We start from the raw sequence: 23,177 nt of genomic DNA, 5'->3' as shown, positions 1-23,177 counted from the left end.
CCCGCCGCACTCGGCGCCCGCCGCGTTGCGCGGCGCCGCCCCAGGGGGCAGGGTCGAGGAGGCTGCCGAGCCACCAAGAGGAGGACGCGAGGATGGCCATCGCCACGGTGAACCCGGCGACGGGTGAGACGGTACGCACCTTCGACGCCCTGGGCGCCGACGACATCGAACGGTGTCTCGCCGAGGCCGCGCGGGCCTTCGGCTCGTACCGCACGACGGGCTTCGCCGAGCGGACCGCGCTGCTGGGACGGGCCGCGGACCTGCTGGAGGCGGACAACGAGGACATCGCGCGGACGATGACCGTCGAGATGGGCAAACCGCTGGCGGCGGCCCGCGCCGAGGCCGCCAAGTGCGTGAAGGCGATGCGCTGGTACGCCGATCACGCGGAGGCCCTGCTCGGCGACGAGCGCCCCGCCGACGCCGATGTCCGCGACAGCGGCGCCTCGGCCGTCCGGACTCTCTACCGGCCGCTCGGGGTGGTCCTCGCCGTGATGCCGTGGAACTTCCCGCTCTGGCAGGTGATGCGCTTCGCCGCGCCCGCCCTGATGGCGGGCAACGTCGGCCTGCTCAAGCACGCCTCCAACGTCCCGCAGACCGCCGTCTACCTGGGCGAGCTCTTCGAGCGGGCGGGCTATCCGCGCGGTTGTTTCCAGACCCTGCTGATCGGCTCGGGCGCGGTGGAGTCGGTGCTGCGCGACCCCCGGGTCGTGGCGGCGACGCTGACGGGCAGCGAACCGGCGGGGCGCGCCGTGGCCTCGGTCGCGGGTGACGAGGTGAAGAAGACGGTCCTGGAGCTGGGCGGCAGCGATCCCTTCGTCGTGATGCCCTCCGCCGACCTCGACAAGGCCGTGAAGACCGCCGTCACGGCGCGGGTCCAGAACAACGGGCAGTCCTGCATCGCGGCCAAGCGCTTCATCGTGCACACCGACGTGTACGACGCGTTCGCGGAGCGGTTCGCCGCCGCCATGGCGGCGCTGCGTGTCGGTGACCCGCTACAGGAGTCCACCGAGGTCGGGCCGCTCGCCACCGAGCAGGGCCGGGCCGATCTGGAGGAGCTGGTCGAGGACGCGGTGCGCGGCGGGGCGAGCGTACTGTGCGGTGGGCGCCGCCCGCCGGGGCAGGAGCGGGGCTGGTTCTACGAGCCGACCGTCCTCGCCGGCATCTCGGCGGACATGCGCATCGACCAGGAGGAGACCTTCGGGCCGGTGGCGACGCTCTACCGGGTGGCGAGCCTGGACGAGGCGGTGGAGCGGGCCAACCACACGCCCTTCGGCCTCAGTTCGAACGTGTGGACGCGCGATGACGCGGAGGTGGAGCGGTTCGTCCGCGATCTGGAGGCCGGCGGGATCTTCTTCAACGGCATGACCGCCTCGCACCCCGCGCTGCCGTTCGGCGGTGTCAAGCGCTCGGGGTACGGCCGGGAGCTGTCGGGGCACGGCATCCGCGAGTTCTGCAACGTCACCACGGTCTGGCAGGCCGCCGGCTGACCGCCCTGGTGTCCGGTGACGACGCGGACGGCCCCGCCCCGGCCGCCGGGTGCGGTCGGGGCGGGGTTCGGGATCAGGCCGACAGGGTTTCCCGGGTGAGCGCGGCCGGGACCGGGGCGTAGCCCGTGGGGCGGGCGGTGAAGGTGCCGCGGCCCTGGGTGCGGCTGCGGAGCCGGGACGCGTAACCGAACAGTTCGGCCAGCGGGACGGCCGCCGTGATCACGGTGGTCCCGGTGCGCGCGGCCGAGCCGGAGACCCGGCCGCGCCGCGCCGCCAGGTCACCGAGGACCCCGCCGACGGCGTCGTCGGGGACGGTCACCACGACCTCGACGACCGGTTCCAGCAGCTCCATCACCCCGGCCCGCAGGGCTTCGCGCAGCCCGAAGCGGCCCGCCGCGCGGAACGCCATCTCCGAGGAGTCCTTGGAGTGGGTCGCCCCGTCGGTCAGGGTGACCCGCAGCCCGGTCACCGGGTGTCCGCCGAGGGGACCCTCGACGAGCGCGTCCCGGCAGCCCGCCTCCACCGCGCGGACGAACTCCTGCGGAACCCGGCCGCCTACGACGGTCGAGCGGAACTCGAACCCCTCGCCGTCGAGGGGCTCGACGTCGATGACCACATGGGCGAACTGGCCCGCGCCGCCGTCCTGTTTGACGTGCCGGTACACCAGGCCCGACACCCCGCTCGCCACCGTCTCCCGGTAGGCGACGCGCGGGCGGCCGACCTCGATCCCGAGGCCGTGGCTGCGGCGGATCTTCTCCACCGCGACCTCCAGGTGCAGTTCGCCCATGCCGGACAGCACGGTCTGGCCGGTCTCGGGGTCCGTCCTCAGCACCAGCGACGGGTCCTCCTCGACCAGCCGGGCCAGCGCCGTGGCCAGCCTGCCGGTGTCTGCGGCGGTGCGCGCCTCGACCGCCACGGAGACCACCGGTGCGGCCGCCGTGGGCGGTTCGAGGACCAGGGGCGCGTCCGGTGCGCACAGCGTGGACCCGGCGCGGGTGGTCTTGAGGCCGACGACCGCGACGATGTCGCCGGCCACCGCCCGCTCGACCTCGGCGTGCCGGTCGGCCTGGACCCGTAGGATCCGGCCGATCCGCTCGGTCCGGCCGGTGCCCGCGTCCAGCACGGTGTCCCCCTTGCTCATCGTTCCCGAGTACACGCGCAGGCAGGTGAGCCTTCCCGTGGCCGTCGCGTTCACCTTGAAGGCGAGCGCGGCGAACGGCGCCGCCGGGTCGGGGCGGCGTTCCTGCCCGGCCGCGCCGAGGGTGCCCCGTACCGGCGGCATGTCGGCGGGCGCGGGCAGGTAGGCCACGATGGCGTCGAGGAGCGGTTCGACGCCCCGGTTGCGGTACGCCGTTCCGCACAGCACGACCACGCCCTCGCCGCCGCGGGTCAGCTCGCGCAGCGCGCCGGCCAGCGTGTCCGCGGAGAGCTCGGAGGTGGCGCAGTACTCGTCCAGGGCGGCGGGGTGGAGCTCCGCCACCTGCTCGTCGAGCAGCCTGCGCCGCAGCCGTGCCTCCTCGCGCAGCTCGTCGGGTACGGCGGACACCCGGCAGGTGTCCTGGCCTGCGCCCCAGACCAGTGCGCGCATCCGGACGAGGTCCACGACCCCGGTGAAGCCGTCCTCCCGCCCGATGGGCAGCTGGACGACCAGGGGGACGACGTGGAGCCGCTCCCGCAGGGAGGCGACGGCCGCGTCGAGGTCGGCGCCGACCCGGTCCATCTTGTTGACGAACGCGATGCGCGGCACGCCGTGCCGGTCCGCCTGCCGCCACACCGACTCGCTCTGCGGTTCGACGCCCGCGACGGCGTCGAACACGGCGACCGCTCCGTCGAGGACGCGGAGCGAGCGCTCCACCTCGTCGGAGAAGTCCACGTGTCCCGGGGTGTCGATCAGGTTGATCCGGTGGCCGTCCCAAGCACAGCTGACGGCGGCGGCGAAGATGGTGATGCCGCGGTCGCGTTCCTGGGTGTCGAAGTCGGTGACGGTCGTTCCCTCGTGGACCTCGCCGCGTTTGTGGATGGCGCCGGTGGCGTAGAGGACGCGTTCGGTGAGGGTGGTCTTGCCGGCGTCCACGTGGGCGAGGATGCCGAGGTTGCGGACGTCGGTGGCGGCGTCACGGAACGTGGTGGGCGTGGTGGTGCGCATGGCCCGGGGCCTTTCTGGATGATCTGGAGAAGGGCAGCGCGATGTCCGGACGTGGCGGCGGGGCGCGGCCGTGTGGTGCCGCTGCCCGGCGCGGTGCGCGCGGGCAGGGGTCACACGGTGCGGCGGGCCGCGGGAGGAAGGAGCTTGTGGTGTTCGTCCGGGGCTTCCCGGTGAGGGCCGCGCGGCCGTCACCGGGAAGCGGAAGACACCAGGATCACGTCGTACCTCGACGGGGGAACGCGAACGGCGGCGTGGTCACACACGGCCCGGCTCCCCTCGCTCGACGGATGAAAGCGCCGCGTCTGGTGGCGGCGCACACCGCAGAGTCTAGGGATCCGCTCCCGTCACGGCACCGGAATTAACCCGGCAGCTGTCGGGTGCGCGCGATCAGCAGGGCGACGTCGTCGCGGTCGTCCGGCTGGCGGAGTTCGCTCAGCAGCCGGTCGCAGGTCTCTTCGAGGGACGGGTTGGGGTGGCTGAGCAGGGTGGTGAGGGTGCGCAGCCGGATGTCGATGTCCTGATCACGGGTTTCGACGAGGCCGTCGGTGTACAGGACCAGGCCGTCGCCGATCGCGAGGTCGAAGGCGACGGCCTCGAAGGGGACGCCGCCGACTCCCAGCGGTGCCCCGGTGGGCAGGTCGAGCAGCTCGGGCGGTCGGCCGGGCCGGGTGCGTACGGGGGGCAGGTGACCGGCGGTGGCGATGCGGCAGCGGCCGCGGTGCGGGTCGTGGACGGCGATGACGCAGGTGGCCATGGTGTGCCCGAGGCCGGTGGTGGTGTGGTCGAGGCGGGTGAGGACCGCCGCCGGGTCGAGGTCGAGCTCGGCCAGGGTACGGGCGGCGGTGCGGAGCTGGCCCATGGTGGCGGCGGCGTTGATGCCGCTGCCCATGACGTCTCCGACGACGAGGGCGGTCTTGTCGTCGGGCAGCGGGATGACGTCGAACCAGTCGCCGCCGACCTCGCCGACGGCCGCGGCGGGCTGGTAGCGGTAGGCGATCTCCAGCCCCGGGGTGGGGGTGGGATGGTGGGGCAGCAGGTGGCGCTGGAGGGTGAGGGCGGCGGACCGCTGCTTCTGGTACCAGCGCGCGTTGTCGATGCAGACGGCCGCGCGGGCCGCGAGCTCCCCCGCGAGCAGGGCGTCGTCGTGGTCGAACGGCAGCGGGTTGCGGGTGCGTTGGAGGCCGAGCACGCCGATGACCTCGCCTCGGGCGATCAGCGGGACGGCGAGGTACGAGTGGATGCCGGCCTCGGCGAGGAGGGCGGCGGCCGGGGCGTCCCGGGCGATGCGGACGAGGTCCTGGTCGGAGACGTGCGCGATGAGGAGCATCCGGCCGGTGCGCACGCACTGGGTGACCACCCGGGTGGCGTCGTAGCGCGCGAGCTCGCCGACGGGGTCGGCGGCGAGGGTGGCGGGCGACGGGTAGGCCGCCTTGATGGCGAGGGCCCGGAACTGCACGGCCTCGTCCCTGCGCACCTCCGGGGGGCGGTCGGCCGAGAGGACGGAGTCCAGGACGTCCACCGTGGCCAGGTCCGCGAGGGCCGGTACGGCGATCTCGCCCAGCTCGCGCGCGGTGACGCCGAGGTCGAGGGTGGTGCCGATGCGTACGGAGGCGTCGGCGATCAGCGCGAGCCGCTGCCGCGCGAGGGCGACGGCTGTCGCCGACTTGTGCTGCGCGGTGACGTCCACGACGGAGGCGGCGACCCCCAGCGGCCGCCCGGCCGGATCGTCGAGCCGGTAGACGGAGACCGACCAGGCGTGGTCGTGGCCGGGGTCGGCGGGGGTGCGGCCGGTGGTGAACCGGTTCAGCTGCGGTGTGCCGCTGTGCAGGACCTCGCGCATGGCCGACTCGATCGGCATGGCGTCCAGCTGTGGGAGGGCCTCGTGGACGCGTTTGCCGAGGTGCTGGGCGACCGGCAGGCCGTTGAGGCGTTCGAGGGCCGGGTTGACGAGGACGTAGCGCAGGTCGGTGTCCATGACGGCGAGGCCGATCGGCGACTGGGCGACCAGTCGCGTCGACAGCGCCAGGTCGCGCTCGACGCGCCGTACGGTGGCCTGGTCGGAGGCGATCCCGAGGGCGTAGCGCCGGCCCTCCCGGTCCTCCAGCCGCATGTTGCGGAACTCGGTGTACAGGACGCCGCCGTCCCGGTGCCGTACGGGGAACGCCCCGTCCCAGGCTCCGGAGCCGTTCATCACCTCGTCGAAGAGGGCGACGACCAGGTCCAGGTGCTGCTCGTCGACCAGGAGCCGCGCCGCGTACCGGCCGAGCACCTCCTGGGGGGTGTAGCCGAACAGTTCCTGGGCCTGGGGGCTCCACAGCGCGATCCGGCCCTCGTCGTCGAGCACCACGGCGGCGACGCCGAGGAGGTCGAGGAGGCCCGGCCCGGTGGACGGACCGGCGGGCTGGGGGTCCGGTCCGGCCCGGAAGGCATCCGCCTCGCTCATGCCGGGCCCTCCTTCCCGCCCCCGACGGCGTGAGCGGTGGGTCGGCCCGCTCTGTTCAAGACCATCAGCACGCACCCCGGGGTGTCTCCCATCGTCCCTCGACTCCACACGACCGGCAGCCGCAGCCTCGGCCGCCGTACGCGGCTCCGGCTCAGCCCTCGGCGCGCCGGGTGGCGGGGGCTCCGGTCTCGTCGCCGAGGACGCGCGGGGGGCCAAAGGCGCCGGTCTCGCTCGCGTCGGTGGCTTCGGTCACGTCCGGGGACCGTACGCCACCCGCGCCGCGCAGGGGCCCCGGCGGCCTGGCCGCAGGCGCACTGTCACCCCAACGGTCGCTCGGGGAACACGCGCACCGCCACCACCCGCGCCGGGCGCGGGTGGTGGCGGTGAGGGGTGAGGGGTGACGCGACCGCGCTACGAGGGGCCCTCCGACGGAGCGTCCGAAGCGCCGGCGTCATGATGCATCTCATGGGGGGTGCCGGCGTCGGGAGCGTCCGAGTCGGGAGCGTCGGGGGCGGGGGTCCCGGATCCGGAGGCGTCGCCGTGGGAGGCGCCACCGTGGGAGGTGCCGGATTCGACGGTTCCACCGATCCGCTTCCGCAGCGGTGCCAGGGCGTCGGGCGAGGCGGCGACGACGACCCAGCGGTCTCCCACGAGGTAGGTGCCCCCGTAGTTCTGCGACTCGTCCAGCCAGGCGCGCTGCCCCTTGTCGGCGGCGAAGGTGAGCATCCGGTACGCGCTCTCCCCCGCCCCGCACGCCCCTTCGCGCAGTTCCTCCGCGTCGACCATGATCTCGGCCGTACAGCCGAGGGCGGCGGCGATGTCCTGGAGCGAGGCGGGGCGGGCGGTGGAGGTGGGGGTGGGGTTGCCCACCACCTCGGTCCGGGCTGCCGCGGTGGTGTGCTGCCCGGCGCATCCACCGCACAGCAGTGACGCGAACATCACGGCGACACATGGCAGCACGTGGCGGGCGGTGACGCGGGGTGAAATCGGCACTTCTCCCTCACAGGGGTCCGGGGCGAATACGCGGTGGGGGGACGGGGCGGGAGCGGGGGACACGGCTCTCGCACCGTTTCGGTCTTCGATCGGTCGGTCGGTCCGGGTCGGCTCGGGTCGGGGGCCTCGGACTATCCGGCCGCGGGGACCTTCTTGCCGGCCTCGTTCACCGCGAACCAGAGACCCTGCTTGTTGTGCCCGTTGGTCTGGCCGGGCTCGGTGTCACCGGTGAACAGGTAGACGGGCCAGCAGTCGATGGTCAGCTGCATCGATCCGTCCGGCCGCTTCACGGACCCGACCAGTGCGGACGGAATTCCGGACGCCTTCGCCTTGTCGACGGGGGCGGCGGGCTTCCAGGTGTCCAGGCAGGCTCCGAGGCAGCCGAACTTCATCGGCCAGGCACTGTCCTTGTTGAATCGGTAAAGCGTGCGCCCCTCGGCATCCACCAGAATCTTTCCGAGCTTTTCATTGGCCACGATGGAGAGTTCCGCACCCGCCTTTCCGGTCTTGTCGCCCGTTCCGGCAGCGGGTTTCTGAGCGGTGTCCTGGCCGGCTCCGGATTCACCTCCCCCGCCCTGCTCGCCGCCCTTCGCGCCACCGCCCTTCTGATCGATGGCCTTCTTCCCGTCGGCCGCCAGGGCGTGCCACGTGCCGCCGACGCCCTCGCCCTTCGCGTCACCCGCCTGGGTGTCCTTGGCGTAGCGGTAGACGGGCCAGCCGCCGAGCGTCAGCTGCTTGCTGCCGTCGGTCCGGACGACCTCGCCGAGCAGCGCGGCGTCGATGCCCTCGGAGGCCGAGGCGTCGGAGGCCGGCACCGCGGGCCAGGTCTTGGCGCAGTCCCCGTCGCAGTTGGACTTGGGCGGCTTGTTGCCGTCCTTGTCGAAGCGGTAGAGGGTGGCCCCGGCGTTGTCGGTGACCACGCTGCCGACGTCCGGGATGTCCCGTACGGCCAGCTGTCCGGCCGGCCCGACCTTGTCCCCGGCGCCGGCTGCCGAGCCGCCCGAGGGGTCCGCGCCGGTGCCTCCGGACCCGTATCCCGAATCCGCTCCGTATCCGCTTCCGATGGCCTTGCTGTCACTCGCCGGCAGAACGGAATTCGCGCTCTTCGCGGACGTGCTGTCACCGGCTCCGCATCCTGCCGCCAGCAGTATTACCGCGGCCACTGATCCGGCTGCCATCCCACGACGCTTGTTCTTCACGATCACTCCTTCGGGTTCCATCCGGTGTTTTCGTGTACTGCCTTATTCATAGAACCTTCGGAGCCCGTCGAATTCGGATCACCCGGAATTTGTCAGATCGCGCCAAAGGGTGAACTCGACCCTGCCTCGGCCGTTCACCGGGAGGTCATTCCTGAATACGCAGGGCGAGCGCGGGGCAGCGGCGGATGGCGCGCAGCGCCATCGGCCGCAGCCGCCCGGGGACCGGCATGACCGCCTTGTCCGGGAATCCGTCGGCGTCCAGGCGTACGACGTCGGGCAGCAGGTCCACACAGAGCCCGTGGCCCCTGCACAACGTCCAGTCCACGACGAGCCGTTCGGGGGTCTCGTCGGCGGGCACCGGCAGGGCGCCGACCACGCGCCGCCCGCAGCCGCTGCCGAGGGCGTGGTCGCGCAGTTCGTCCGCGAAGACGTTGAGCGCGGACGCCACGAAGCCGGAGGTGCCGTCGGGGTGGCTGCACGCTCCGCGGCCCCGTACGGCGCGCATCCGGGCCTCCACGGCCTCGAAGGTGGCCCGCCCTCCCCCGGCGACCATCTGTTCCACTGCGGTCGCGAGCGAGGGGAGCCCTCTGACACAGGGCCCGCACTGGCCCGCGGTCTCGTCCGCCATCCAGCGGGTCACCCGGGCCACCTCGCCGGCCGGGCAGGTGTCCTCGGGCAGCGGCAGCACCGCGCCGGCCCCGAGCACCGCGTCGAACGCGGCCAGGGACTGCCGGGAGAGCAGCGCCTGGCTGGCGTCCTCAGGGGTGAGCCACCGGCCGTGGTAGCCGCCGACGAGGACGCCCTGGCCGGGACTGGAGCCGCAGAGCTCCAGGACGTACGCCAGTGAGGTCCCGCTCGGGATCTCGACGGCCGTGGCACCGCTGACGGTGAGCATCAGGGTGCCCGGTTCGGCCGGCAGGCCCACCGAGTTGTAGCCCGCCGCGCCGAGCCGTGCGGCGATGGCGAGCTGGGCGTACGTCTCGGTGTTGGACAGCAGGGTGGGCAGGCCGGTCAGGCCCCGTTCGCTGGTCCGTACCTTCTGGCCGTTGGGTACCGCGGGGTTGCCCTCGATCCCGTTGATCATCGAGGTGCCCTCGCCCGTGACGAAGCGCTCGGGCAGCCGGCTGACACGGAGCCGGGTGCCCGGGCCGCGTTCGGCGATCGCGTCGCGCACCGACCGCTCCACGTCGTCCCGGGTCACGCCCACGACCACGTCCTCGGCACCGAGCGCGTCGGCGGCCAGCTGGGCGCCGTCGAGCACCACGTGCGGGACGTGCAGCAGCAGCGCGGTGTCCTTGAGGCAGCTCGGTTCGCCCTCACTGGCATTGACGACGACGGCGCTGCGCCCCTCCTTGGCCCGCGCGGAGCGCATCACGGCCCGCAGTTTGCGGTGGAACGGGAAGCCCGCTCCGCCGCGACCCCTCAAGTCGATGGCCTCGGCCAGATCGATGAGGTCATCGACGCGGTACTGGGGCAGTGCCCCGTGCACGGTGAGGTGCCCCACGCGGTCCAGCCGCGCGGCGGTGTCCAGTCCGGCCAGCAGTCTCGGCTGCCCCACACAGCCGAGCGTCGGCTCCACCAGGCTCGTCACTGACGCCCCCGCAGCCCGTCGAGGGGTTCACCGGGCAAACCGTCCGAGGCGGGTCCGCGCATGCTGGGGATGAACACCGAGGAGTACCCTCCGACGCCGTCGGTGGTGAACGCCGCGCGGGAGGGAGGCTGTTCGCCGGGCCGTCCCATCGGGATGATCGGCTGCTGGACCGTCTCGTCGAAGGACTGGGCGTAGGAGGGCTGCGCGTAACCGGGCTGCGCGTAACCGGGCTGGGCATAGCCGGGCTGGGCGTAACCGGGCTGGGCGTAGGGCTGCTCCACGACCTGGGCGGCCGGTTCGTACGAGGGGTCGTAGGCGGGCCGGAACTCGGCCGGCTCCTGTTCCTCCGGCTGGTCGGTGGGGCGCCACTCCAGTTGCTCCGCCGGCCGCGCCGTCAGCTGCTCCACGGACCGCTCGGCCGGCTGCCGCACCAACGGCCGCGGGGCGCGGGGCGGTCCCTGCCGTCCGGGCGCCGCAGGCTTCCCGGCGGACTTCGCGGCGGACTTCGCAGTGGACTTCGCGGCGGCCGGGGTGTCGGCCGGGGTGGGCTTGGCCCGCAGCCGCGCCCGCAGGCGGATGGCGAGGATCACGGCCATGCCCACGAGGCCCAGGCCGTAGGACACGGTCACCCAGGGGGCCGCGGGGCGGCCGGCCTTGAGCCCGTGGATCAGAGAGGCGCCCCAGGCCGGGTACGCGCCCATGTGGAGGGCACGCCACCACATGGAGCGGCCCTTGGTGGCGAAGGCGCTGCGGACGGCGCCGGAGACGGCGACCGATACGAAGAGGTAGCCGGCCACGGTGCCGAGTCCGATGAGGACAGGCTTATTCCGGTCCGCCAGGGGCAGGAATATGGACGTGGCTCCCGTATGGGACTCCGCGACCTTGACCCAGATGTGCAGGGCCAGGAAGGCCAGTCCGGAGACAGCCAGGCCGCGGTGCACGCCCTGGGCGAGCAGCCGGTGACCGGATGTCAGGACCTTGCGGTCGGTGGCCGCCAGGCCCCACAGGACGGCGGAGGTCAGGGAGACGAGCGAGAGCACGCCCGCCCCGTAGTCGAGGAAGTCCCACAGCCGGGTGAAGGCACCCGCGCGGCCGGCCACGCCCAGCGTGACCAGGGCGGCGAGCGCGCCGAGCGCGAGCGCGGCGGGGCGCGGGCCGCCGCCCGAGGACAGCAGGGGAGCCCGCCGGAAGGCCCGCCGTCCGGCGGCCGCGGGCGCCGCGCCGGCATGGCGTCTGGTTTGGCCGGCCCGGTGTGAGCTCGGCGTTCGGGTCAGGGGCAAGGGCATCGCGTTCTCCCATACGCCCAGGCCCGAGCACTCCACCTCGCACTCGGCGCCCGGGGTAGTCGTCGGAACTGCTCCGTGGCGGGCGGGAGATGGATGTCTCGCCGACCGGGGAGCGGGGGGCCGGAGTGCAGAAGCATTGTGGAGCTTCGCAACGCCTCCACAGTATTTATCTAATCGTGACAACTTCTGGGTCGCGCGGCATCATCAACCCCAGCACCCCCGGAAGATTCCGTTCCAGCGGTGCGGCTGCGACGTGGTTGACGCCTCGTCCGCTGCCACACCTCCCCGACGGCAAAATCGAGGCAAAGTCGCGGGACTGCAAGTGGATGACGCACTCCTGGAAGGAGTAGAGGTGCTCGACCGCCTCGCCGGCGCCGTTGCCGGTGAGGAAGGAAGCGGCCTCGAAGGGCTTGTCACCCCTTCCAAGGGACAGGTCAACCCCGGCATGAACGAGGTAACAATGTGCGAACTTCTGAACCGCATCTGGTCCCGCCCCCGCGGGGAATGGACCCGGGTCCTGCGAAAGGAGCTGCCCGCGCTCGCCGCCGGGATAGTGGAGGAACTCCGTGAGGGGATCCCCGGGTTCTCCGAGTTGGTGGAGGACATCGGCGACGAGGCGGCCAGGCAGCGGGTAGAGGCGAGTCTGCTGACCGTCCTCGGATACAACGAGTGCGCGACGCCGCGGCAGCAGGGCGGCGAGCGCACCGAACACGGCCGGGCCGCCGAGCGCGGCAGGGCGCCGGAGCACGACGCGGCCCCGGCAGGGCACGACGTACGCGACGCGAGCCCCGGAATCCCACGGCCGCGCGCCCCCCACGGAGAGTCCACCTCCGATCCGCGCCGACGTGCGCACACCGCTCCCCTGAAGGTCGTCCCCCCGGAGGGGCTCGGCACGGCGCCCGAACGCGCCCGGCGTGAGCTCTTCGCCGCACTTACGGGTGACATGGCCATGTCTGAAATTGCACTGGCCGAGCTCTCCCGGGTCGCCGGCTGGCCCCTGCCCTCCGAAGTACGGGTCGTCGCCCTCGCCTCCCCCGGCGAGACCCAGCAGCTGGCGGCCCTCGTGGACGACGCCCTCGCCGGCATGGTCGGGGCCCAGCCCTGCCTGCTGGTCCCCAGCCCCGACCCGGAGGCACGTACCGTCCTGGAGGCCGCGCTGCGCGGGCGGTTCGCCGCCGTCGGCCACACCGTCCCGCTGCGGGACACCGCCTCCTCGCTGCGCTGGGCGCTGCGACTGCTCTCCCTGACCCCGGCCCGCGCCGGCATGGAAGCGCGGGCCATCTTCGTCGACGACCACCTCTCGACCCTGTTGCTGCTCCAGGACGAGCCCCTGGCCCACGCCCTCGCCGCCCGCTGGCTGCGGCCGCTGGCGGACCTGACGCCACGCCAGAGCGAGCGGCTCGAAGTCACCCTCCTCGCCTGGCTGGAGGGAGGTGGCGCACCCGAGGCCGCGAAGGCCTTGAGCGTGCACCCCCAGACCGTGCGCTACCGCATGCGGCAGCTGGAGAAGCTCTTCGGACCCGGACTGCGGGACCCGCGCACCCGCTTCGAACTGGAGATGGCCCTGCGCAGCCGCCGTCTCATCGCCCAGGTACGGCGCCAGCACTCCCGGGTGACCCGCCGGGCCCGCGCGGTGACGGCCGACTTCCGTCCCGCGGTGGGCGTGGGGCGCATGGCCCGCGTCAACGGCCTCTAAACGACAGATCTCCGGCGGCCCCGGCCCCTCCCCCGCATACCGGCGGGAAGGGCCGGGGCCGCCGGCGCGTCCAGCGGCCGGCGCATCGGAAAGGCCAGAGCGTCCAGCGGCCAGAGCGTCCAGCGGCCGGCGCGTCCGGTCGTCGGCGCGTCTAACGGTCGGCGAGGACGGCGCAGGCCCCGGTGCGCAAGGCGGCGTCGAGGTCGAGCAGTTCGGCGTACGCCCGCGAGCAGAACCGGCAGGACTCCAGGTGCCGGGCGAGGCCGCGCCCGGCGGGGCGCCCGCGCCGCCGGGCCGCCGCCCCGAGCGCGGCGCCGTAGCCGCGGCACCGCTCGTCGGGCGCGGCGACCAGATGGGCGGTCAGATACGCCTCGCGCAGCCCCTCACGGGCGCGGAACGCCAGCGAGGTGACGGCGCTCGGGGTGATGCCCAGCAGCAGCGGAACGTGGTGCGCGCAGTCGTCCTCCACGAGCGTGTGCCACAGGACGGCCTTCCAGCGCTCGGGCAGCGTGTGGAAGGAGCGGGCGACGAGCCGGCGGTCCTCGCTGTCCAGCAGCTGGCGCTGCGGGTCACCGCCGGCCGGCCCGGGCCTGCACCAGGCCTCGACGTCGGGCGTCAGGACGGTCCGGCCGTCTCCGGCCCGCCACTCGATGGCGGTGTGACGTACGACGGTCAGGAGGTACGGCCGCCAGCCGTCCCGGGGACCCGCCCCGGACCGGACGGCCTGGAAGGTCCGCATGAAGGCCTCGGAGACGAGGTCCTCGGCGTCCTGCGGGACCCGGCAGCAGGCGCGGGCGCAGGCGAGCACGGCGGCTCGGTGGCGCCGGTACAGGAGATCGCAGACGGCCTGGTCCACCGCGCCGGACGCGAAGGACCTTCTGAGCCGGCGGGTGAGGTCCCGGTCGGAGGGCGGCGGGACTTCGGGCACGCCGCCCTCGTGGTGCGGACCGGCCGTGGTCTGACGAGAGCCGGACATGACACTCCTCGTGTGTTCGAGGGCCCGCGGGCCCCTCCGGGCGGCGGTACGCGGGCTTCCCCCGCGGTGTCGGCGGCGACCGCGGCGGAAAACGCGTACGCGGTGCCGGTCCGAAGTCGCTTCGGACCGGCACCGCTCTCGGTGCGACGCTGGGGAGGTGGGAGGGTGAGCGCCGCCCGAGGACCGGGCGGATCGGCCGGTCAGGTGGCCGACCCGTCGGGGTTGGGGGGCGACCGGTCAGGGGAACGGCCGGTCGTCGGGGAACCGGCCGGCTGTCAGCCGGCCGTCAGCCGGTCAACGGCACGCGCGGCCGTCGTTGATGCAGCGCACCGCGTTGGCCATCAGTCCGTCCTTCATGACGTTGATGAAGTCGCCGTGGTCGGTCACCGGCTTGTGCAACTGCTCGGGGAAGCTGTCCACGGCGAACTGGGAGCCGGCCGGCACCGCGTAGACGATCCGCTGCACCAGCTGCGGGATGGCCTTGAAGCCGTTCGGGCAGCTGCCGTTGGCGTTGGCGAAGGCCACGTGGGTGCGGTGGTTGGCGCTGTCGATGTTCTTGCCGTCCCAGCAGCTCTGGAACTTGAAGGTGCGCACCACGTCGCTGCCCTTGGGGCACACCGGGTACTTGTCCTTCAGCTGGCGGTTCTCGAATCCGGTGCAGCTCCAGGAGGCGTTGGCGTTGCCCGGGCCGTTGGTGAAGGCCTTGGCGTCACCGGTGATGATGCGCATGAAGCGCGGCATGGCCGTGACCTTGCCGTTGGGGCTGCCCTTGAAATCGGTCGTGACCTGCTTGGGCTTCAAGATGGTGCCGACGTTGGCGTCCTGGCCGCCGCCGGGCGCGTTGACGTCCTTCTCGGCGCGGCCGTCGCGCAGCCGCAGCACGGGCCAGTAGTACGCGGACTGGTCGCCGTTGGTGCAGGTGGTGCCCGCGGCGGCGAGGCTGTTGTTGGTGGAGAAGGCGTCCGTGATCTTGTTGCCGACGTAGTCGTGCATGTGGTGGGCGCCGTTGCTCACGCCGGGGGCCACGATGACGTTGTCCGGGTTGAAGTGGTTGTTCTCGTTGCGGCCGCACTGCACGGAGAGGGAACCGGTGGACGCGCCGTTCCGGTTGGCGGGCGTCTTCACATTGGGACGTATGGAGGAAATGGAGACGAAGTCGCTGCGGGCCGGGCCGCCCTTGCCCTGGGGGGCCTTCCCCTGCGCGGCGGCGCCCTTCGCCGCGGCGTTCTGGGCGGCTCCCGCGTCCGCCGGATCGGCGGCCGCGGCCTGCTTCATCGTGCAGGCGACGAGGGACTCCATCCCCTTGGGACGTTCGGCGGACTGACCGATCGAATTGGACAGCTGGTTGATGGTCTGGCCCCGCTGCTGCTTCAGCTGGCCGAGCAGCGCGTCGCCGCGGGCCTGGCCCGTGGACAGTTTCTGGTAGGCGTCGGCGATCTGGGTGTCCAGCTGGGCGAGCTTCTTGTCCACGTCGGCGCGCGCCGCTTGGGGGACGTTGGTCAGCTTGTCGCCCACGTCAGGACAATCGATGGTCGCGGTCACCGGGGCCTTGGAGCCCTGCCCGGCGGAAGCGCCCTGGGCGATGATCATGATCCCGCCGCCGCCCAGTACGAGGGCGGACACTGCCGCGAGGGCTTTGTGCGCGGGCTTGAGGCGGCGTTTATGGCCCTTTTGACTCATGCGATCACTTCACTTCGTCGGTGGGGAAACGGTGGAGGGGGACGGGGAGGCGTCCGCGAGGCCGTCGAAATCGACCAGCCCGCTGTCCTCAAGGACCGTGATGTGGTCCAGGACGGTGGTGTTGGCGTCGTTGGCCAGGGCTCGCACCATGGAGTTGCGTGTCTGCGCCCGTATCTGGGCCACCAGCTGGAACACCTTTCCGTGCGCCCGGCGCAGCAGCTGGACGAAAAGCCGTTCGTACTGGGCTCCCTGTGCCTGGTCCATCTGGCGCAGCCAGTCCTGCTGTTGGTCGCTGGGCTGATTGGGGAGGTCGACGGCGAGGGCCTGGCCCACTTCGATGACCCGCCGGTCCAGTTCGGTGTGACCGTCGATCAGATGCTGCCCGGCGGTGCGAATCGCGGGGCGGGTACCGCGCTGCTGCGCCTGCCGTCCCGCGGGCAGTTCCCAGAGGCCGGCGAGCCTCACCTTGCGGATGAAATCCCGGTCCTGGGGGGTAAGGGGCCCGAAGGCCGTGCTGATCGTCCCGGCGCCGTCGTCCGTGCCGGCGGGGGCCGCCGCGGCCGCGGCGGTCGTTCCGCCGAAGCTCTGGACTGGGATCAGCAACGCGATCAGTGTGAAGGCGAGGGCGCCGATGACGACGCCCGTGCCGATCACGTGTTTCGACGCGAGCGACAAGCTCCCGACGGTCGACCGGCGGAATGACAGCACTGTGCCTCCTTGGCTCCTGGGCCGGGAGGGATGCGGGGTCGGAGGCTCCGACATTCGTGCCGTGTCCACCCGCGCTCCCGGGTGGCAAGGGACGCTAGTGCCAGTTGTGGGGGCTGTGTCGCAGCACCATCACGAACGGACAAACATCCGGGCAACACCTCGAAAGGCTGGTACGGTGCCGCACTTGGCCCCGATGCGCACGGTCGGGGGCTCCCCTACGGCGTGCCCGCACTCTCCGTCGGCACGCACAGGACGGGGATCGGCGACAGGTGCAGCAGCTTGTGCGGGGTGGAGCCCAGCAGAGCTCCCCGGATCGGGCTGTCCCCCCAGCTGCCCACGATGATGACGCGGGCGTCGTGCCGCCGCGCGGCGTCGAGCAGGGCCTGTGCGGGCTTCTCGTCGACGACCTCGACCGTGGAGGGCACCCCCGCCTCGTCGGCGGCCGCGACGGCCCGCGCGAGGGCGCTGCGCCCCGCCTGGAGGACGGCCTCGCGGTGCGCGCGGTACTCCTCCCCGGCGGCGCCGGGCGCGGCCGCGCCGTAGACGAGGACGAGCGGCTCGCCGAAGGCGGTGGCGACTTCGAGCGCCACGTGCAGGGCGCGCTCGGCGCCGGGCGACTCGTCGTACCCGAGGACCACGGACATCAGGGGTTCCTCACTTCTTGCCGTGGACGAGGTCCGGGTCGGCGACGCCGCGGCGCTCCTGCCAGAACCTGCCGTCCCGGACCCGCCAGAAGCACATGATCAGTACGCCGACCACGGCGATCCCGATCCCGATGACCAGCGGGGGGCCGAGCCCGAACCAGGAGATCCCGCTGGCCGAGTTCGCCGGGTTCGCCATGTCGCCCACCGACTCCACCAGCAGCCAGGCCAGCAGGCCGGCGCCGACCAGCGGCCCGAGGCCGATCAGCAGGAAGTTGTGCACGCTCTCGAACAGGTGGCGGCGGTAGTAGATCACGCAGGCCAGGCCGGTGAGCGCGTAGTAGAAGGCGATGAGCAGGGAGAGCGCGGTCAGCGAGTCCAGGAGGGCGTTCTCGCTGATCTGGTTCACGACGAGGTACCAGGCGATGGCGATGCCGGCCACCCACCAGGTGCTCACGTCCGGGGTCCGGAAGCGCGGGTGGATGTGGGCCAGGTGCGGCGGCAGCGCGTGCCTGCGGGCCATGGACAGGGCCGTCCGGGAGGCCGGGATGATGGTGGTCTGCGTGGAGGCGAGCGCGGAGGTGGAGACGGCGAGGAGCACCATCCAGTCCCAGCCGCCCATCACCTCGTGCGCGAGGACGGCGAAGATGGCCTCCTCCTCGCCCGCGTTGTCGGCGAGGAACCGGGTTCCGGCGTACGCGACGACGGCATAGCCCACGGAGAGGTAGGTCACCAGCAGCACCACGGTCGACCAGATGCCGGCCTTGCCGGGCGCCGTGGCGGAGTTCTCGACCTCCTCGGTGAGGTTCACCGCGGACTCCCAGCCCCAGTAGATGAACACGCCGAGCAGCAGGCCGGCGGTGAGGGCGGAGCCGCCCGCGCCGAAGGGGTTGAGCCAGGTGATGGACGGCTCGATCGGGTCGAGGGTGCTGGTGCCCGCGTACACGCGGTAGATGGCGACCACGGCGAAGGCCAGCAGGAAGAAGACCTGGGCGAGGATGAGGATGTCCTGGAGGTGGGCCGACAGTTCGGTGCCGATGACACAGATGGCCGTCATCACGAGGATCACCACGACGGTCAGGGTCTGGCGGACCACCTGGTTCGTCGCCATGCCGTCGAGGCCGAAGGCGAGCAGCCCGAAGTGGACGGCGACGTCGGCCAGCGAGCCGATGACCAGGACGCCGGTCATGGTGATCGCCCAGCCGCCGAGCCAGCCGGCCCAGGGGCCCATGGCCCGGGTCACCCACGAGAAGGTCGTCCCGCAGTCCTGGTCGACCTTGTTGAGGTAGTAGAAGGCGGCGGCGATCAGCAGCATCGGGACGAAGGACGCCAGCATCACCCCCGGCGCGTAGATCCCGACCAGCGCCACGATCGGACCGAGGACGGCGGCCAGCGAATACGCGGGCGAGGTGGAGTTCAGCCCGATGACGAGGGCGTCGAGGAACCCGATCGCGCCGGCCTTGAGCCCCGCGTCCGCCGGGAGCGTGGTGTCCGGTCCGTCACCGGCACGGTCGTGGGCCATGTACGCATCCTCACGCACCCGGCGGCGGCGCGCGATCGGGGACCGGCGAACCGGGGACGCCCGCCGCGGCGCACCGGTGGCCGGGCTTGCTCAGGGGTGGGTGTTCCAGCCCGCGATGACCGGGAGGCCGTGTTCGGTGGACAGCACGCTGACCGTGCCCGTGCGCAGCAGGAACAGCCGGCCGTCCGCGGGCGGGAGCCCCAGGTAGCGGGCGGTCAGGACCCGCAGGAAGTGGCCGTGGGCGACCACGACGGCGCCGCCCCCGTCGGCGCGCAGGACCGGCGCGACCCGGGCCAGGGCACGGTCCGCGCGGGCGCCGACCTGGTCGGCGCTCTCCCCCGGGTGCTCCGCGTCGCCGGGCGGGACCCCGTCGGTCCACAGCGACCAGGACGGTTGGGTCCGCTGGATCTCCGCGGTGGTGACGCCCTCGTAGCCGCCGTAGTCCCACTCGCACAGGTCGGGATCGGGAACGCCCCCGGAGAGCCCGGCCAGCTCGGCCGTGACCACGGCACGGCGGAGCGGGCTGGTCAGCACCAGGTCGGGGCGGCGGTCACGGAAGTAGGGGGCCAGCGAGATGGCCTCCTCCACTCCGTTCGGGGTCAGCGGCACGTCGGTGAGCCCGGTGTGGCGCCCGTTGGCGCTCCACTCCGTCTCACCGTGCCTCACCAGCAGCAAGTCACTCACCATCGGACCTTAAGCCATCCGGCATGTCGGGACCGCAGGTACCCGGCGGGCGTGTCACTGTCGGGCGTCATGGATGTGAGCACGTTCTACGCCCTGTTCGCCGCCACCTGCTTCACCCTCGTCGGGCTCTGGTGGAACGTCGTGCAGAGTCATCCGGAGTGGCTGCGCGTGCCCGCCCTGCGCCGGGTGGTCGGCGGGATCTACCTGTCGTTCCTGCTGCCCGCGCTGATGGGCCTGTTCGCCCAGGTGGGAGGTACCGAGCAGCCGGGGATCTGGCGGTCGGGGTTCATCGTGGCCGCCGTCGTCGGATGCGCGTCCACGCTGCGGCTGCTGACCCGGGAACGCGCCGACGGCACCGGTTCCGGTCTGCGCTGGCACCGGATCGCGGTGGCCGTGCTCTACGCGCTGGTCGCGGTGGTGGGCGCGGCGCCCGAGATCGCCGACGCGGTCGGCCTGCGCCCGATCCAGGCGGAGGCGCTGCTGCTGATCCTTTTGGTGATGCTGGGGCACGCCCTGGTGTGGCGGTTCATGGCGGGCGAGGGCCGCCCCTCGGAAGCGGGCTGAGGCGGGCGAGCGGGCGGTACGGCCGCGGCCGGCCGCGCGGCCGCCTTCCCCTCAAACGCTGCGCAAACGCTGCGCGTTGTACCGGGCCGCCACGACTCGCGACGCTCTGCCCATGAACGACGCGGAAGCCGGGCCACGACACGACCAGAGCCCCGACCAGCGCCCCGAGCGGGTGCGCGTACGGGCCCGCGAGCAGGCCCGCGGCCGGGAACCCGGGCAGCGTCGCGTCCCGCCCCGCGAGAGCGGCGACCACCGCATCGCGGCCGGGTTCGCGACGGGCGACGAGGCCTGTGTGGACGCCGTCTTCCGCCGCTGGGGCCCGCTCGTCCACTCCCTCGCCTGGCGGGCGCTGGGCGACGAGCGGGAGGCCGAGGACGTGACCCAGCAGGTGTTCCTCGCCGCCTGGCGCGGCCGTCGCGGCTACCGGCCGGGCACGGCGCCGGGCGGGCTCGCCGCCTGGCTCAGCGGGATCACCCGGCACAAGGTGGCCGACGCCCTGGAGGCCCGGACCCGGCGGGTCCGGGCGGCCGACGCGGCGGCCGCCCACCACCCCGACGCCCTCGCGCACCCCGGTTCCGGAACCGGTCCGGAGCAGGCCCTGGACCGGCTGCTGCTCCTCGCCGAACTGGCCCGGCTGCCGTCGGCGCAGCGGCGGGTGCTGTGCCTCGCCTTCTACGGGGACCTGACGCAGGCCCAGATCGCGGACCGCACCGGCCTGCCGCTGGGCACCGTGAAGAGCCATATGCGGCGGGCGCTCGGCGTCCTCAGACTGGCACTGGAACCGTCCCCGCCAGCGCGGCGATGACATCGAGCCCCGAGCGCAGCCCGTACAGCCGCTCGATGTTCGCGGTGGGGGCGCGCCCGGTCCAGCCGGGTCCCGCGAGCAGCAGGGCCGACCGCCCCCGGGCGCCCCGCAGCCCCCACTCGATGCCGGCGACCGACCGGGCGAGGGCGCGGTCGGCGGTCGTGCGGGACTGCGCCCACAGCACGACGGCCCGGGGCCCGGTGCGCCGCACCGCGTCGTGCAGCGCCTCGGCGGGCAGGGCCGCGCCGAACATCCGCACCGGCAGGGCCTGCTCGCCGAGGGCCGCGGCCAACGCCTCGATGGGCAGCGTGTGCTGTTCGCCGGGCACACAGGCGAGCAGCACGGGTGGCGCGTCCGTCGCGCCGGGCGCGGGCCGGACCCGGTGCAGGGCGGAGGAGACCTGCCAGGACAGCAGGTGCTCCACCTCGACGTAACGCTCCCCCGCCGAGGCCCATTTGCGGCCCATGGCGTGCAGGGTCGGCGCGATGACCTCCTCCCAGGCGGTGACCAGCCCGTGTTCCGCCAGCGCGGTGTCGAGGAGTTCCCGCACGGTGGGCGCGTCCAGGCGTACGGCTGCCCGCGCGAGCCCTCGGCACTCCGGGCGGACCGTGCCCAGCGGGAGGGTGTCGTTGCCGCGCGGGACCCCGGTCCCGGGCCGGGCGACGGCGCGGGCGTCCGGGTCTTGGGCCCGCGCGATCCTCGCCGCCTCGGCCGTCGGCACGCCCCGCGCGGTGAGCCGGCACATCAGCTCCAGCCGGGCGATGTCCTGCGGGGTCCACCTGCGGTGGCGCCCGTCCTCACGCCGCTCCGGGCCGATGGCGTAACGGCGCTCCCAGGAGCGCATCGTGGTCGGTGACACCCCCAGGCGCCGGGCGACGGCGCCGGTGCTCAGCGCTGCGGCGGGGGCGTCCGGCGGGGTTTCGGGCGGCGGCCGGCGGTCCATCCGGCTCACGATACGGCGCGCTCCGGGCGCGCGGCGGCCGATCACCCGGAGGAGCGAACGGGCCCCGGGGCCGGGGTCGTGAGCTCGGGATCCGGGGAGGGGCACTACTCGATCCCGCGACCCCGCTTGAACCGGTCGAGCCCGTCGGAGAGTTGTACGAGCGGCTCCGGATAGTCGTACCGGGCGCGCTCCTCGGGCGGCAGCCGCCACGGCTCGTGGACGTACGGCGCGCCGAGCCCGGCCAGCTCCGGCACCCAGCGGTGCACGTACCGGCCCTCGGGGTCGTAGCGCAGGCTCTGCCGGACGGGGTTGAGCACCCGGTTGGGCCGGGTGTCGGTGCCCGTGCCCGCCACCCACTGCCAGTTGAGCTGGTTGTTGGCGAGGTCCCCGTCCACGAGGAGCTCCAGGAAGTGGCGGGCCCCGATCCGCCAGTCCACGTACAGGGTCTTGGTCAGGAAGCTGGCCGTGAGCAGTCTGCCCCGGTTGTGCATCCAGCCCTCCTCGCGGAGCTGGCGCATGGCCGCGTCGACCACGGGGTAGCCGGTGCGGCCCTCCTTCCAGGCCTCGGTCTCCTCCTCGGCCGCCTTGCCGGCGCGCCAGCGGTCCTGCCGGCCGCGGTAGTCGGCGGCGGCGATCGCGGGCCGGGCGGCGAGCACCTGGTGGTGGAAGTCGCGCCAGCACAGCTGCCGGACGAAGGCCTCCGCGCCGGGGCCGCCGGCCGCGCGGGCGCGCTGGACGGCCTCGGCGGGCGAGAGGGTGCCGAAGTGGAGGTGCGGGGAGAGCCGGGAGGTGGCGTCGCCGGCGAGGTCGTCGTGGGTGTCCTGGTATGCGGCGAGGCCGTGGCGTACCCAGCGGGTCAGCAGCCGTCGGGCCTCGCTCTCGCCTCCGGCGGCCAGGCCCGGGGAGGTCCCGGAGACGGCGGCGCGGGCGGGCAGCGGCTCGGAGCCGAGGTCCTCGGGCACCCGGACGACCCGGGGCGCGGTGGCCACGGCCCGCGGCGGCAGCTCCGCCCAGCGGCGGAAGTAGGGGGTGAACACGGCGAAGTGGTCGGACCCGGCGGGCGTCACCGCCCCGGGAGCCACGGCGGTGACGACCATGTCGTGCACGTACAGCCGGCGGCCCTCCGCCTCCAGGGCGGCGCGCAGCCGCTCCTCGCGGGCGTGGGCGTACGCGCTGACCCCGGCGGCCATGTGCACCTCGTCGGCGTCGGCCTCCTGGACGAGGGCGCACACCTCGGCGACGACGTCCCCGGAGCGGACCACCAGACGGCCGCCACGCTCACGGAGCCCGGCGTCGAGGTCGGCGAGGCAGTCGGCGAGGAACGCGGTGCGGTTGGGCGCGGCGAACCCGGCGGCCTCGATGCCGCGGTCGCGCACGAACAGCGGCACCACCTGGTCGCAGGAGGACAGGGCCGCGCGCAACGGAGGATGGTCGTGCAGGCGCAGGTCGGAGGTGTACAGGACCACCGCGAGGTTCATGGGCTCTGGCTCCGCGTCGGGCTGGGGGAAAGCTGTCACCGGTTACTTCGCACGCCCCCCTCCCCCCGGATGCGCCCGGACCGGACGGAGCCCCGCCGAGTCCGGGGCGAGCCCGGGGGCAGGGCCGGGTCCGGGGAGTGTCCCGCCCGGCCGAGGCGTGACGCCCTCCCGGGGGGACGCCCCTCCGGGGGGACGGCCCACCGGGAGGACGCCCCACCGGGGGGGATGACCCACCGGGAGGATGGCCCACCGGGGGGGATGACCCGCCGGGGGGATGACCCGCCGGGGGGACGGCCCACCGGGGGGACGGCCCGCCTGGGGGGACAGCCCGCCGG

The 23,177-nt window shown here is 73.4% G+C and carries 18 protein-coding genes; 4 read left to right on the top strand and 14 right to left on the bottom strand.

The genetic code is table 11. The features are described from left to right. Positions 1–92 precede the first annotated feature (92 nt). The gene (locus IE248_RS09420; RefSeq protein ID WP_073796695.1) at positions 93–1,487 is read left to right on the top strand and encodes an NADP-dependent succinic semialdehyde dehydrogenase; all 1,395 of its coding nucleotides are present in this window, start codon (positions 93–95) and stop codon (positions 1,485–1,487) included. Positions 1,488–1,560: 73 nt separating this feature from the next. Here the strand turns inward: IE248_RS09420 and fusA are convergent, their stop codons facing one another. From fusA to IE248_RS09390, 6 genes are all read right to left on the bottom strand, one after another. After that, on the bottom strand, positions 1,561–3,633 hold the full coding sequence (gene fusA / locus IE248_RS09415; protein WP_190030379.1) for an elongation factor G: 2,073 nt from the start codon (positions 3,631–3,633) through the stop codon (positions 1,561–1,563). Positions 3,634–3,991: 358 nt separating this feature from the next. Next, positions 3,992–6,076: a SpoIIE family protein phosphatase gene (locus tag IE248_RS09410; protein ID WP_073796697.1), complete on the bottom strand. Its 2,085-nt coding sequence runs from the start codon at positions 6,074–6,076 to the stop codon at positions 3,992–3,994. Positions 6,077–6,487: 411 nt separating this feature from the next. Further along, positions 6,488–7,069: a hypothetical protein gene (locus IE248_RS09405; protein ID WP_159031920.1), complete on the bottom strand. Its 582-nt coding sequence runs from the start codon at positions 7,067–7,069 to the stop codon at positions 6,488–6,490. Positions 7,070–7,200: 131 nt separating this feature from the next. After that, positions 7,201–8,247, bottom strand: a complete 1,047-nt coding sequence (locus IE248_RS09400; RefSeq protein ID WP_229895198.1) for an SCO0930 family lipoprotein — start codon at positions 8,245–8,247, stop codon at positions 7,201–7,203. Positions 8,248–8,413: 166 nt separating this feature from the next. Next, positions 8,414–9,859, bottom strand: a complete 1,446-nt coding sequence (locus IE248_RS09395) for an NADH-quinone oxidoreductase subunit NuoF family protein (RefSeq protein WP_008740162.1) — start codon at positions 9,857–9,859, stop codon at positions 8,414–8,416. Then, the gene (locus tag IE248_RS09390; protein ID WP_073796699.1) at positions 9,856–11,145 is read right to left on the bottom strand and encodes a hypothetical protein; all 1,290 of its coding nucleotides are present in this window, start codon (positions 11,143–11,145) and stop codon (positions 9,856–9,858) included. Before IE248_RS09390 ends, IE248_RS09395 begins: the two co-directional genes overlap by 4 nt. A 322-nt stretch (positions 11,146–11,467) precedes the next feature. Here IE248_RS09390 and IE248_RS09385 point away from each other — a divergent pair, with 322 nt between their 5' ends. Next, a complete protein-coding gene (locus IE248_RS09385) occupies positions 11,468–12,841 on the top strand; it encodes a PucR family transcriptional regulator (protein ID WP_373301494.1) in 1,374 nt (457 codons plus the stop codon). Between the two features lie 151 nt (positions 12,842–12,992). On the opposite strand, the gene IE248_RS09380 is transcribed toward IE248_RS09385, so the two are convergent. The 6 genes from IE248_RS09380 to IE248_RS09355 all read right to left on the bottom strand — a co-directional run bounded on the left by IE248_RS09380 (position 12,993) and on the right by IE248_RS09355 (position 19,052). Then, entirely contained in the window at positions 12,993–13,817 is an 825-nt protein-coding gene (locus IE248_RS09380) for an RNA polymerase sigma factor (protein ID WP_079196092.1), read from the bottom strand. 294 nt (positions 13,818–14,111) lie between these two features. Then, positions 14,112–15,497, bottom strand: coding sequence for a DUF1996 domain-containing protein (locus IE248_RS09375; RefSeq protein WP_100580200.1), 1,386 nt, complete (start codon positions 15,495–15,497; stop codon positions 14,112–14,114). Between the two features lie 9 nt (positions 15,498–15,506). Beyond that, positions 15,507–16,274: a DUF4142 domain-containing protein gene (locus IE248_RS09370; protein ID WP_008740157.1), complete on the bottom strand. Its 768-nt coding sequence runs from the start codon at positions 16,272–16,274 to the stop codon at positions 15,507–15,509. A 146-nt stretch (positions 16,275–16,420) separates the two neighbouring features. Next, the gene (locus IE248_RS09365; RefSeq protein WP_100580202.1) at positions 16,421–16,849 is read right to left on the bottom strand and encodes a universal stress protein; all 429 of its coding nucleotides are present in this window, start codon (positions 16,847–16,849) and stop codon (positions 16,421–16,423) included. 10 nt (positions 16,850–16,859) lie between these two features. Further along, on the bottom strand, positions 16,860–18,368 hold the full coding sequence (locus tag IE248_RS09360; protein ID WP_073796702.1) for an APC family permease: 1,509 nt from the start codon (positions 18,366–18,368) through the stop codon (positions 16,860–16,862). Between the two features lie 90 nt (positions 18,369–18,458). Next, entirely contained in the window at positions 18,459–19,052 is a 594-nt protein-coding gene (locus tag IE248_RS09355) for a histidine phosphatase family protein (RefSeq protein ID WP_037792280.1), read from the bottom strand. A gap of 69 nt (positions 19,053–19,121) precedes the next feature. Here IE248_RS09355 and IE248_RS09350 point away from each other — a divergent pair, with 69 nt between their 5' ends. Next, positions 19,122–19,616 carry a hypothetical protein gene (locus IE248_RS09350; RefSeq protein ID WP_073796703.1) on the top strand — a complete coding sequence of 165 codons (495 nt, stop codon included), beginning with the start codon at positions 19,122–19,124 and terminating at the stop codon, positions 19,614–19,616. Positions 19,617–19,728: 112 nt separating this feature from the next. After that, complete coding sequence (locus tag IE248_RS09345; RefSeq protein ID WP_190030378.1) at positions 19,729–20,421, top strand: RNA polymerase sigma factor; 693 nt, start codon at positions 19,729–19,731, stop codon at positions 20,419–20,421. Here the strand turns inward: IE248_RS09345 and IE248_RS09340 are convergent. Then, positions 20,381–21,364, bottom strand: coding sequence for a MerR family transcriptional regulator (locus tag IE248_RS09340; RefSeq protein ID WP_190030377.1), 984 nt, complete (start codon positions 21,362–21,364; stop codon positions 20,381–20,383). The two genes, IE248_RS09345 and IE248_RS09340, sit on opposite strands and share 41 nt — an antisense overlap. A 104-nt stretch (positions 21,365–21,468) precedes the next feature. Further along, on the bottom strand, positions 21,469–22,842 hold the full coding sequence (locus IE248_RS09335) for a cryptochrome/photolyase family protein (RefSeq protein ID WP_190030376.1): 1,374 nt from the start codon (positions 22,840–22,842) through the stop codon (positions 21,469–21,471). Between the last annotated feature and the right edge of the window lie 335 nt (positions 22,843–23,177).

It is taken from the genome of Streptomyces goshikiensis, assembly GCF_014650555.1.
Classification (GTDB): domain Bacteria; phylum Actinomycetota; class Actinomycetes; order Streptomycetales; family Streptomycetaceae; genus Streptomyces; species Streptomyces goshikiensis.
This window is presented reverse-complemented; position numbering and strand designations above follow the sequence as displayed.

What these genes read in the sequence shown, in the direction of transcription:
- IE248_RS09390 (WP_073796699.1), bottom strand. Translation starts at nt 11,145, where the DNA reads ATGCCCTTGCCCCTGACCCGAACGCCGAGCTCACACCGGGCCGGCCAA.
- IE248_RS09345 (WP_190030378.1), top strand. Translation starts at nt 19,729, where the DNA reads ATGAACGACGCGGAAGCCGGGCCACGACACGACCAGAGCCCCGACCAG.
- IE248_RS09400 (WP_229895198.1), bottom strand. Translation starts at nt 8,247, where the DNA reads ATGGCAGCCGGATCAGTGGCCGCGGTAATACTGCTGGCGGCAGGATGC.
- IE248_RS09350 (WP_073796703.1), top strand. Translation starts at nt 19,122, where the DNA reads ATGGATGTGAGCACGTTCTACGCCCTGTTCGCCGCCACCTGCTTCACC.
- IE248_RS09420 (WP_073796695.1), top strand. Translation starts at nt 93, where the DNA reads ATGGCCATCGCCACGGTGAACCCGGCGACGGGTGAGACGGTACGCACC.
- IE248_RS09340 (WP_190030377.1), bottom strand. Translation starts at nt 21,364, where the DNA reads ATGGACCGCCGGCCGCCGCCCGAAACCCCGCCGGACGCCCCCGCCGCA.
- fusA (WP_190030379.1), bottom strand. Translation starts at nt 3,633, where the DNA reads ATGCGCACCACCACGCCCACCACGTTCCGTGACGCCGCCACCGACGTC.
- IE248_RS09375 (WP_100580200.1), bottom strand. Translation starts at nt 15,497, where the DNA reads ATGAGTCAAAAGGGCCATAAACGCCGCCTCAAGCCCGCGCACAAAGCC.
- IE248_RS09410 (WP_073796697.1), bottom strand. Translation starts at nt 6,076, where the DNA reads ATGAGCGAGGCGGATGCCTTCCGGGCCGGACCGGACCCCCAGCCCGCC.
- IE248_RS09335 (WP_190030376.1), bottom strand. Translation starts at nt 22,842, where the DNA reads ATGAACCTCGCGGTGGTCCTGTACACCTCCGACCTGCGCCTGCACGAC.
- IE248_RS09365 (WP_100580202.1), bottom strand. Translation starts at nt 16,849, where the DNA reads ATGTCCGTGGTCCTCGGGTACGACGAGTCGCCCGGCGCCGAGCGCGCC.
- IE248_RS09380 (WP_079196092.1), bottom strand. Translation starts at nt 13,817, where the DNA reads ATGTCCGGCTCTCGTCAGACCACGGCCGGTCCGCACCACGAGGGCGGC.
- IE248_RS09360 (WP_073796702.1), bottom strand. Translation starts at nt 18,368, where the DNA reads ATGGCCCACGACCGTGCCGGTGACGGACCGGACACCACGCTCCCGGCG.